The sequence below is a fragment of the Empedobacter sp. UBA1574 genome, assembly GCF_002322895.1.
Lineage (GTDB): Bacteria > Bacteroidota > Bacteroidia > Flavobacteriales > Weeksellaceae > Empedobacter > Empedobacter falsenii_B.
In genome coordinates, this window is record NZ_DCOI01000011.1 from 80,075 (window position 1) to 91,783 (window position 11,709).

At 32.0% G+C, this 11,709-nt stretch carries 11 protein-coding genes; 8 read left to right on the forward strand and 3 right to left on the reverse strand.

Annotation, left to right across the window (positions count from 1 at the left end; genetic code table 11):
- The first annotated feature begins 1,042 nt into the window (after window positions 1-1,042).
- Window positions 1,043-1,390: a helix-turn-helix domain-containing protein gene (locus tag B3578_RS02450; RefSeq protein WP_291046845.1), complete on the forward strand. Its 348-nt coding sequence runs from the start codon at window positions 1,043-1,045 to the stop codon at window positions 1,388-1,390.
- Between the two features lie 21 nt (window positions 1,391-1,411).
- On the opposite strand, the gene B3578_RS02455 is transcribed toward B3578_RS02450, so the two are convergent.
- Window positions 1,412-2,251, reverse strand: coding sequence for a tyrosine-type recombinase/integrase (locus tag B3578_RS02455; RefSeq protein WP_291046846.1), 840 nt, complete (start codon window positions 2,249-2,251; stop codon window positions 1,412-1,414).
- A gap of 323 nt (window positions 2,252-2,574) precedes the next feature.
- On the opposite strand from B3578_RS02455, the gene lnu(H) reads away from it, so the two are divergent.
- Complete coding sequence (lnu(H), locus tag B3578_RS02460) at window positions 2,575-3,357, forward strand: lincosamide nucleotidyltransferase Lnu(H) (protein WP_026726551.1); 783 nt, start codon at window positions 2,575-2,577, stop codon at window positions 3,355-3,357.
- A 246-nt stretch (window positions 3,358-3,603) separates the two neighbouring features.
- Here the strand turns inward: lnu(H) and B3578_RS02465 are convergent, their stop codons facing one another.
- Entirely contained in the window at window positions 3,604-5,130 is a 1,527-nt protein-coding gene (locus B3578_RS02465; RefSeq protein ID WP_115000917.1) for a SulP family inorganic anion transporter, read from the reverse strand.
- Window positions 5,131-5,514: 384 nt separating this feature from the next.
- Here B3578_RS02465 and B3578_RS02470 point away from each other — a divergent pair, with 384 nt between their 5' ends.
- The 6 genes from B3578_RS02470 (at window position 5,515) to B3578_RS02495 (ending at window position 11,115) form a co-directional block, all read left to right on the forward strand.
- Window positions 5,515-6,027: a hypothetical protein gene (locus B3578_RS02470; protein WP_291046850.1), complete on the forward strand. Its 513-nt coding sequence runs from the start codon at window positions 5,515-5,517 to the stop codon at window positions 6,025-6,027.
- A 306-nt stretch (window positions 6,028-6,333) separates the two neighbouring features.
- Entirely contained in the window at window positions 6,334-6,990 is a 657-nt protein-coding gene (locus B3578_RS02475; protein ID WP_291046852.1) for an SH3 domain-containing protein, read from the forward strand.
- Between the two features lie 13 nt (window positions 6,991-7,003).
- Window positions 7,004-8,014 (forward strand): PD-(D/E)XK nuclease family protein, encoded by a 1,011-nt coding sequence (locus tag B3578_RS02480; protein WP_291046854.1) that lies wholly within the window; start codon window positions 7,004-7,006, stop codon window positions 8,012-8,014.
- Between the two features lie 237 nt (window positions 8,015-8,251).
- Window positions 8,252-8,725: a hypothetical protein gene (locus B3578_RS02485; protein ID WP_291046856.1), complete on the forward strand. Its 474-nt coding sequence runs from the start codon at window positions 8,252-8,254 to the stop codon at window positions 8,723-8,725.
- A 414-nt stretch (window positions 8,726-9,139) separates the two neighbouring features.
- Window positions 9,140-10,054, forward strand: coding sequence for a hypothetical protein (locus B3578_RS02490; protein WP_291046857.1), 915 nt, complete (start codon window positions 9,140-9,142; stop codon window positions 10,052-10,054).
- Window positions 10,055-10,200: 146 nt separating this feature from the next.
- Window positions 10,201-11,115, forward strand: a complete 915-nt coding sequence (locus tag B3578_RS02495) for a glutaminase (RefSeq protein WP_065722182.1) — start codon at window positions 10,201-10,203, stop codon at window positions 11,113-11,115.
- A 141-nt stretch (window positions 11,116-11,256) separates the two neighbouring features.
- Here the strand turns inward: B3578_RS02495 and B3578_RS02500 are convergent.
- The coding region (locus B3578_RS02500) for a transposase (protein ID WP_291046861.1) at window positions 11,257-11,709 on the reverse strand (453 nt) is incomplete at its 5' end.

Consider the following 11,709-nt stretch of genomic DNA (forward strand, 5'->3'; position numbering starts at 1 on the left):
CGTCGAAAATCGCGGTCTTGATTTTTTTTGTTCGTTTTTTCATCAAGGAAAAAACGAATGTAAAATACTTTCTATCACTTTTTTATTCATAGCATATCTATTTTAATTATAGGTATTCACATGCCCTTCGGGGAAGAGAGCAAAAAAGTAATCAAAAAACTCTTGTCTTTGATTTTCGACGGTCAAAATAAGTTTCAGCCATTGAATGTTTTAAATCATTTGCTACGCAAATAGTAAAACATTTTAACCATTTTCTTCAACTTTTTGACACTCGCCTCCAAATCATATGACATTTTTTTAATCCTTTTTCAAATACATAATACATTCTACTTTTTACATAGTACAACTCTAAAATCTCAATTCTCATATCTAACATCTAATCTGTACATCATACATTTAACTCATTACTTATAACTCATTACTTACAACTTAAATCAGGTAGTAGCCCCAATAAATTTGGAAAATGGCAATAAAGGGTTTACTTTTAATGTGCGAAAAATAAAAGTATAACCTAGCTGTCAAAGTCTCATTACCGAGGCTCTGATAGAGAGCGAGTAAAGAAAGGGGAACCTTTTCTTTACGTTCCGTTAAATGTTATAAAACGGAGAATTGTTCTTTAAAAGAATGGAAAAAACGAACAGACTTTGTCTGGAGGTTTTTTACGGATGAATTGAAATTGTTTCGTTCTCATTTTGTGTTGGGTTTTATGGAACGATGTTTCTCGTGTATGAAGAAATACTTGCAAAAAAAGCAAGGCGGCTTCACACTTTAGTACCGTGGGCGACCAAACCCAGCTTATAAACTCGAAAGTTTAAAAGTTACCCCTAAAGCATATGTGAAAACCGCCCATGCCGTATTACGAAAGTACAAAACTTTTGAGACATGGAGCGATTTCACGAAACTCTCGAGGTAAAATTGGTCGTTTCGATTCGAGATTCATCGTTTTAATTATGACTATTAAAAGTCTAATTATCAATTCGCTTATACAAATATAAACAATTTTAATTAAAACCCAATATGTTGGGTGATTATTTTTAGTTAAATGAATAAAATATTCGAATTTGAAACTACACAATTTGATTTTGATTTAATTAATCATGTGAAAAATCTCAGAAAAGTTAATAGGATAACTAAAGATGAACTAAGCCTAAAAATGGGGGTTGCTAGAAGCTTTGTTAGTAATGTTGAATCTTATACACAGCGACATAAATATAGCACCCGTCACATAACTCTTTTGGCAAAAGCATTTGGATATAAAAACATTGGAGAATTGTTAGATTTTCCAACTCCTAAATATGATAAAATTAAAGTGACTGTAGAGCAAACTTATAATGAGGCAGGCACTAAAGTATTGAAAAGTGAGGTGGTGAAGATTGTTGAGATAAAATAATGTGTTAGATTTTACAAATTATCACAAAAAATCTAAAGGACTTGGTGTCGATTTTTTATCAATATCTGTAATGTGCGTATAAATCATGGTAGTTCTAATGTCGTTATGACCTAATAATTCTTGAACTACACGTACATCAATTCCACTTTTTATAAGATGAGTAGCATATGAATGTCTTAAAGTATGTACGCTGCCTTTTGATAAAACACCAGCTTTACTCATAGCATTTTTTAAAATTAATTGGACGCTCCTTTCGCTGTATTGATTCCCTTTAGCCCCTTCAAACAAAAAGTCTTTAGGTTGATAAACCTTATAATATTCTCTCAATAATAACAAAAGTTTATCTGGCAAAGCTACTATTCGATCTTTGTTACCTTTACTTTGACGAATAAGAAGTAAATCACTTTCCGATTTTATATCTGCAATTTTTAAATTTATCAATTCGCTTAGTCGCAATCCACAGCTATAGATTATGGTAAGAATAGCTTTATGTTTTAAATTTTCTGTTGCATTTAATAAATTTCGTACTTCTTCTTGAGAAAAGAAAGTTGGTAATTTATTAACTTTTCGTTTCGGATAAAGATAATTTAATTCGATTTTCTGATTTTCAACTAATTCAAATACTTTTTTAATTGCCCCAACCAAAGAACGTTGATAGGAAACACTGATATTTTCTTGAGTTACTTTTGTATTGATAAACAATTCGATTTCTGAAATAGGAATTTCATCTAATCTATTGTATTTTTCCATCTGCTCTAAGAAAACTTGAGCGTAACCACAATACGATTTTATGGTATTGTTTGCATATCGTTGTAATTTTAATCGATTTTGCAACGTTTTTAGAATTGTTTCGCTATCCATACATTCATTATTACATTTTACATCAAATTACTTCGTGATACATGAATTTTATTTTTATAAGTATCTAATTTACAAAAAAATAATTATATTTGTTTTTAATTTTACGAAATGCGGATATAGCTGTTTTTTTACGAAACAAATGCTAGATCAGTTTCGTGAAAAAACAATGTTAGCGGTAATTTTACCAAACAGAATGTTGAACATAAAAAAATATAATCCGATGAAGCTATAAGTAACTGTCCAAAATATATAAACTTAAACCTTTTCATTGCTTTCAAAAAGTAATGGAATTTTCTATTATTAACTTTTAAAAATTAGAAAAAATGACACAGTTACAAATGATTAACAAAACAAAATCTATAGCTCAACAAGACGAAAATATTTCCGCTGTTTTTATGTATGGTTCATTTACCAAAAACGAAGGAGACAAATATTCTGACATCGAATTTTACATCTTTGTAAAAAATAAAGAAAATTTCTCAGCAGAAAAATGGGTAAATCAAATTCATCCTGTGGCTTTATATTTTATAAATGAATATGGAACCGAAGTTGCTATTTTTGAGAATTTGGTCAGAGGAGAATTTCATTTTTTAAAAACAGAGGAAATTGAAATTATCAAATCTTGGGACGGAATAGTTACATTTAGCGATTTTGACCAAATGAACCTAATCGACAAAGACGGACATTTAACGAAAACGCTTAATCAAATCAAAACGAAATCGCCCGAAAGAATAACAAATGAAAACATCTTGTGGTTAAGTCAATCATTACTGAATGTTGTACTGACAACAAGTAACTTAATTAAGAGAGAGGAATTTGCTCACGCTCATCATAGTTTATCAAACGTTCAGAAATATTTGCTCTGGCTTATTAGAGCAAGAATAAACAAAACCCAACATTGGGAAAGTCCGACTAAAAGTCTTGAAAAGGATATTGATATGACTTGGTATTCTGCGTATAAAACAATAACATCGGATTTAAATCCTAAAAACATAATTTTAGCTTTTGAAAACTCATTAAATTTATCGGAGAAACTATTTGACGAACTAAATATTGAAACAAAACTGAACGAAATCCTACACGAAATAAGAAAAAACTACCGCTAACAAAGGCTTGGCGCAATGGCGGGTTAAGGCAAAATTTGAAGTTTCGGCTTTCTATTCCGCAAAAAGCCAATTATATTGACTTTTTTATTAAATTTATTCAATTAATTGGCTTTTGCTTACTGTGTCGCTAAATTGAAACTTTTCGCTTCAATTTCCGCCACTGACGCCAAGCCCCGAAACGTTACCTGCAACCCTTTCCAAACACTACGCAACAAGAAAGCGACCTCGAAAAGTCGCTAAAAAAAATTATTTATCTAACATCACTTTATAAGTTGGGTCTTCAATGATATTTACTTCGATAACACTTTCTGCATTTTTCAATAATTGTCGACAGTCTTCGCTTAGATGCTTCAAATGTACTTTTTTATTTTGCTTAGCATAACGATGTGTCAAAACGTTCAACGCTTCTATTGCTGACATATCTACCACTTTACTTTCCTTAAAATCAATAATTATTTCTTCGGGGTCACCAATTACATCAAATTTTTCTGTAAAAGCTGTAGTTGAACCAAAGAAAAGTGGACCAAATATTTCGTAATGCTTTACTCCTTTATCGTCAATGTATTTTCTGGCACGTATTCTTTTAGCACTTTCCCAAGCAAAAACTAATGCTGAAATAATAACTCCTATTAAAACTGCCAATGCGAGATTGTGTAGCAACACAGTAACTAAAGCAACTAACATACCTACAAAAATGTCGTGTCGTGGCATTTTATTAATAATACGGATACTTGCCCATTCAAACGTACCTATCGCTACCATAATCATAAGTCCAGTAAGTGCAGCCATCGGAACTTTTTCAATTAAACTACTACCAAACATTATAAATACTAAAAGAGCCACAGATGCAATAATTCCAGATAATCTCGCTCTTGCTCCACTGGATACATTAATTAAGCTTTGTCCAAGCATTGCACAACCGCCCATTCCTGAAAAGAAACCCGATAAAATATTAGCCGTTCCTTGTGCCACTGCTTCTCTATTGCTATGTCCTCTTGTTTCAGTAATTTCATCAATAATATTCAAGGTCAATAAACTTTCAATCAAACCAACCCCTGCAACAATAGCCGCATACGGAAAAATGATTTGAAGTGTTTCTAAATTAAAAGGAATTTGAGGAATATGAAACGGCGGAAATCCACCTTTTATAGAAGCAATATCGCCAACAGTTTTGGTATCCAATTTTAAAAAATAAACCAACCCAAAAACCACTAAAATAGCAGTAAGGGAAGCGGGAACAGCTTTTGTAATTTTAGGCAATCCCCAAATAATAAGCATTGTTAAACCCACCAAAGCCAAGAGAATATACATATTTGAACCTGTGAGCCAATTGCCCGAAACATCTTTGAATTGGTCTAACTGCGACATAAAAATAATGATGGCTAAACCATTCACAAAACCAAAAATAACAGGATGCGGAACCAAACGGATAAGTTTTCCTAACTTTAAAAATCCTGCTAACATTTGAATAATTCCTGCCAAAATAACGGTGGCAAAAACGTATTCCACACCGTGCGTTTTTGCTAAAACAACTATGACTACTGCTATTGCACCAGTTGCACCCGAAATCATTCCGGGACGACCGCCTAAAATGGACGTAACCAAGCCCATCATAAAAGCGGCATAAAGACCCACAAGCGGAGAAAGTCCTGCAATTAAGGCAAACGCAACTGCTTCTGGAACTAAAGCCAAAGCAACGGTAATACCTGATAAAATTTCGGTTTTGTAATCTACTTTTTGTTTGAAATCAAACAAATTGATAATTTTCTGCATAAGATATTTGTATTGTAAAAATTTATAAAATGTAATTTGCACCGAAAATCAGCATTTCGGGTACACGAAAGAAACCAATAAAAGGAATTGGGAAAAAACAGCAATTAACCAACCATTAAGGCGGAGTAACTTGAGAAGATATTTGCGTTGTTTTTTTCATTGAGGTTGCAAAATTAACATTTTATGACAACTTGACAAAACAAAACTTGACAAAACCTAATAAAAAATTAGGGCAGCAGGTAACAAGGTATTGCCAAAAGCGGGGCTGAAGGAATTATATTGAACATTTTTGCTATATTTGAACTTTGGTATTTCTATTGAAGTTTGGTGCTAAAACTCCCCGCCTTCGGCAATACCCAAACCGTTAGGCGAAATTATAAGAAAATGAAATCAACAATTAAATTTTTATTAAAAATATTCACTGTCACAGCATTAATATTTGGATTTATGTTAGTAATTCCAGAATTATTTTCAAATCAAAAAATTGAAATAAAAGAAATTAGTATAAAAGCATTAATCTTTGGACTTCTTATGACCATAATTCTTGGATTACTTCAAGTGGTTAAAATGAAAAAAAATGGAATAAGAAATGCCTCTGACTTGGACTTTAAAGTTAATCAAAAATCAACATTTACTTCAAAATTAACTTTAAAAGAAATATTTGATGAATTAAAAACTAAATACAAATCAATAAACCTTACTTCAGACAAAATCATTATAAGAACATCTATTAGTTTATATTCTTGGGGCGAAAACATTGAAATTACAAAAGGAAGCACTAATGAATTTGAGTATGAAATTACGAGTAAGCCACAATTACCAACAACCTTGATTGATTATGGTAAAAACAGTGAAAACATCTTGAAAATAAAGAAAATAATAAATAACTTCGCCTAACATCGTATTGCTAAAATGCGGGATTGAAGGCTCTTGCGTTGAAAATTTTGTGAAATTTAGTCGCAAAAAATGTTTCCGCCTCCATTTTTTTATTAATTTAGTCAGCGGAAAACATTTTTTGCTTCGTGCAGTTTTTAGTAGAAATTTCAGGTGTAAAAGCCCGCACTTCAGCAATACGTTTCCCGTTATATGCCATTTTAGGACAACGCAACGCAAGAAAATATCGACTACGACATAGTTTGACGTAAGACGAAACAACTTTTGCAAAAGCTGAAAACTAAATTGGCTAAAAAAACGGAACGGCTAATGAAAAAAATTATTACAACTTTTGGATTATTCTTAATCACAACTTTCAGTTTCGCACAGGAAACAAAATATGTAAACACAGAACTTTTAAATGTTCGCTCTGGTGCGGGAACTAAATACGAAGTAATCGACAAAATTTCACAAGGCGAAAAAGTAACCGCCTACTCTACTCAAGGAACTTGGACAGAAATTGAATTAAACAACGGAACAAGAGGATATGTTTCAACTAAATTTCTTTCAAACTCACAAAATAAAAGTTCAACAAGCGACAAGAAAGGCAATTCTTGGATTGGCTATTTATTAGTAATTGGTTTTGTTTTATATGCTCTAAACAAAGTCCGCAAATTCTTTACTGGTGGAAATTCTTCTTATAGTTCAAGCTCTAACTCTCAACCAAGAGAAAGAGTTGAAAAACCACAGCCCAAACCTAAACAAAAATATATTTGTAAGCATTGTGGTTACGAAAATGAAAATTTAGGAACATTGACTTTTTTCACTTGTACAAAAAGTCCGACAAAGAAACATCAACCCTTAGAAGGCGGAGTACAAGATATGTATTCCTGCAAACATTGTGGTTATCAAAACAAAAACTTGGGTACACTAACCTTTTTTACTTGTAGCCGAAGTCCTACAGGAAAACATCAACCTTTGTCCTAAAACTAAATCATATATGCGACCAAACATTTTTGACATTGCAACCAAAGAATTAAATCAAGACGCTTTTATTACTTGGCTTTTGCAATTTGCTGATGATAATTATCAATCAGTAGACCAACATTTAAACAAATGTGGAAAAACATTTGTAACTCAACTAATTCAAAAACAAAACCCCAACTTCAACGAAACAATCTCAAAAGTTGAAGCTGGAAGACAATGGGAAAACATAGATGTTTGGGCAGAGGTAAACGATAAATATTTAATCATTATCGAAGACAAAACACATAGCAACCAACACTCAAACCAATTGGCTCGTTACAAAGAAACTGCTGAAAAATGGTGCGAAAATAATAACTATGAAAACCCGATTTGCATTTATCTAAAAACAGGAAACGAAAGCCAAACAAGCCTAAACAATATTCAGAAGCAAGGGTTTTCAATTTTCAGCAGAATTGACTTTATCAGCTTGCTTGACCAATTTAAAGAAACAACAAACAATATTTTCGTTGATTTCTATGAAAGATTGACAAGAATTGAAAAATCAAACAACGAATTTGAAACTAAAATCTTAAAAGACTGGAACGGTAATGATTGGCAAGGATTTTTTCAATTCCTCGAAAAAGAAATTTATGTAGATTGGGGTTATGTAAACAATCCAAATGGAGGATTTTGGAATGCTGTTTTAAATTGGGATTATTGGAACGATTATCCAGCTTACATCCAACTTGAAGAAGGAAAACTTTGCTTCAAAATATCGACCGACCCTGACGAAGTAGAACTTCCTGAAGATATGACAAGAGGCGAAATCCGCAATCAACTTCACGACCTCATTATGATTAAAGCAAATGACTTTGGACTTAATCATATCAGACGACCAGACCGATTTGGAAGTGGAAACTATATGACAGTTGCAATTGTTGACAGAGAAAATTGGTTAGGTTCTGATAACGACACCATCAACAAAGAAACCATTGTGAAAACATTGACTGATTATCTAAATTTTCTGCGAGAAACAATAAAATAACATAGAAAAAACGGCATATAACATCGCATTGGCAAAATGGCGGGTTAAGTGCAAACTTCAACTTTTGTGCTTTTTATTCCGCCGAATGTGTTCCACATTCAGCTTTTTTTAATAATTTAGCTTCTGTGGAAACACATCGGCTACGTTACTGCTAAATTGAACTTTTCGTCCAATTTATCCGCCACTTCGCCAATGCGTTTCCCGTTAGCTGTAATTGCACAAAATCAGACCGACTAAATGAAAATCAAAAAACTTTTTTACACTATTATATTTGCTTTGATTTTATTTTCTTGTAAAAGTAGATCAATTACATATAATCATACTAGAATTGTTAAACTTCAAGAAAGTGGTTATTCTGTCTTTTTTGACACACTGAAAATAAATTTTAAAAATTTTTATTCGAGTAAAGAACAAGTTAACAGAATTACAAAAAATAAAAAATATAAAACTATTAATATAAAATCGAACGGAAATAGTAATATCATTGAATCTGAAAACTTAAAAAATAAAACTATTAAAAATTTGAGTATTCCTGAATTTGGTCTACTTATCATTGACGGATATCCTGTAAGTTCAGAGAATTTAAAAACAAATGTCTTAATTGACTTGAACTCAATAAAAAATATAAAAATCTTAAGTAAAAATGATTATCAAGATAAATTTCCACATTTAGATTTAAAAGGCGGTATTGTGATTTTACAGACTAGATAAAAAATTTGCAAATTGCAACTACAGCTAACAAGGTATTGCCAAAAGCGGGGCTAAAGTGGTAAATTCAAGGTTCTACCATAATTTTCCGCCAAAAACGAATTTTATTCGTTTTATATTTTTAAATTTAACTCATAAAAATTCGTTTTGGCTCGCCTCGGTGCAAAATCGAAACTTTCCGCTTCGATTTCCCCGCCTTCGGCAATACCCAAAACGATGTGACGCAATTCTCCGCTATGCTACGAATCGCGTCACATCGGTTGACGGATTACATCCGATAATGTACACATTTCATCGCTATCGCTCCGAACTGCGTACATCATCGAATTTGCTAAATAAAAAATACACGCAACTTCGTTGCTATATTTTTTACTGTCGCAAATCCGTCAACCGTTAGCAGCAAGCATTTAACCGAAGATGAAAATTATTGAAAACTATCTTAAAGAAGAAAACTACTTTGGACTATTAGTTTATGGACCATCAATCGACGAAATAATAGAAATATATAATAACACAATTCTGGTACCATTGAAATCTTTGTATCATAATCACTACATTGATTATATAAAGGATTTCTTTGAAACATTCAAATATAAATACGCAGTATCTAATATTGAAACATTTGATAAGGATTATTCCGATAATATTCCTGTTTGTTATATACTTTATAAATCCAATGAATCGCAATCTAACATATTAAATTTTGAGAAAGAATGTAGTGTTCATCTTGAAAAAGCAAAACTGTTTCTTTCTTTAATATCAGGTCAATCCCCCGTTGAGTTTTTTAAAGTTGTAAAAATGAATGAAAAAATTATGTATAAAACTGAATTAGTTCAGTATAACAGATTGCACAGACTATGGATTAGTTTAGAAGAGAAACTTTCATTCATTAATAACGCTGAAAAAATAATTGATAATCAAAATTTTTCCTTGTCACTTTTTCATGACGCAAACAAAGAGACTAATCATATATACAAATGTGCCAGATATTTTATGGTACTAGAAAGTATTACAGAAAGTAATCATGAATCTCGCAAACATGTAAAATCGTTTTTTGCTAAGAATAATTATTCGCCAACTTTAAACCACAATAATTCGGTCAGAAATTATAATTTGTCAAATATTGATGCTGTTGAAATTGCAGGCATAATGAGAGCGAAATTATTTCATGGTGCCACTCTGAAATATGATTATTTTAAGAGAATCATTTCAGTACAAGACTACAATTATTTAATTTCTAATCCAGAAGAATTAAGTAAACACATGAGGGATTTATGTGAAACAGCGTTTTACTTAAAAAACAACCAAAATAATGAAAATGCCAGCCGCTAACAAGGCATTGCCAAAAGCGTGGCTGAACGGCTTCGAATTGACATTTGTGCAAAGTTCAACTTTTGTCCTTCGATTGAACTTTTGTGCTAAAAATACCCGCCTTCGGCAATACCCAAACCGTTGTGTACAATTAAATTAAAAAAGAGGTGAATTTAGAAGAAATAGTTAGGGCAACCTATGAAGAGGTTAAAAATACAGATGACAAAGGACGATTGGCATCTTATATTCCTGAGTTGGTTAACGTTGATTCGGAAAGTTTTGGAGTATTTATATCAACAATTGACCACACTAATTTTGGTATTGGCAATTTTAACGAAAAATTTTCGATTCAGAGTATTGCAAAAGTACTTTCACTAAGCTTAGCATATAGTATTCTTGGCGAGAAAATTTGGACAAGACTTGGAGTAGAACCTTCAGGAACAGCATTTAATTCTCTAGTTCAACTTGAAGCAGATAAAGGCATACCTCGAAATCCCTTTATAAATGCTGGAGCAATTGTTATTTCAGATATTCTACTTAGCAATCTGAAAAACCCAAAAGAAGAATTTTTATCTTTTATTAGAAGCATTTCCAATAATTCAGAATTAAACTATTCACGCAAAATAGCTGCTTCAGAAAAAAGCGTAGGATTTCGAAATGTGGCATTATGTAATTTCATTAAATCCTTTGGAAATATTGAAAATGAACCCTCAGATGTTCTTGACTTCTATTTTGATCTTTGCTCTCTTGAAATGAATTGCAAAGAGCTTTCAGAATTATTTTTGTTTTTAGCAAACAATGGCTGTAACATATTTGCTAACAATTCGATACTTACCAAAAGCCAATGCAAAAGAATAAATGCACTAATGCAAACTTGTGGCTTATATGACGAATCTGGAGAATTTGCCTTTAAAGTTGGACTTCCTGGAAAGAGTGGTGTTGGAGGAGGGATTGTTGCAATCCATCCAAATCATTATGCGATTGCAGTTTGGAGTCCGAAATTGAATGAAAAAGGAAATTCATATAAAGGGATGAAATTTCTTGAAGAGTTTACAACAAAATCTCAGTTATCGATATTTTGAGATGAAATAGCCATGATTGGAACAAATCACCAACCGAAGATGATATTATAACCAATCTGGCGTATTCCATGTGACCCATAAAAATAAATAATAACACATGAAAACTGTACACAACATCGGTAACTGTTGCACAACTCCAATTTACAGTAAAAAACAGAATATATGACCTCGTTTAAGCCTTTTTAAGCGAGGTTTATTTTTAGAAAAATATATTAATGTAAAATTAGGTTTGCTTAAAAACTCTCTTTTTAAGGAGTGAAGGAGTGATTTTGTAGAAGCGTAGTTCTTCCCTTGTTTTAGGGAAACAACTTGGGCTAAAACACTTGATTTTTTGACTGTAAAGCGTAGATATTTCTTCAAGTTGTAAGATAAACTTGACATCAAAACGTGTTTATTGGCTTGTGCCATTCCTCTGCTGTTGATTCGTTTTAAGTTAAAGAAGTTAATCAACGTTCCTAAAACTGGTTCTACTGTAGAACTTCGACGTTTAACTAACCTGCGATGATAGGCTTTGTTTTGGGTGAGTTTTTCGTGCATTTTATCGTAAAGTGGTTTATGAATACTTTCTTCCAGCTTTTTAAACTTGGTTACCTT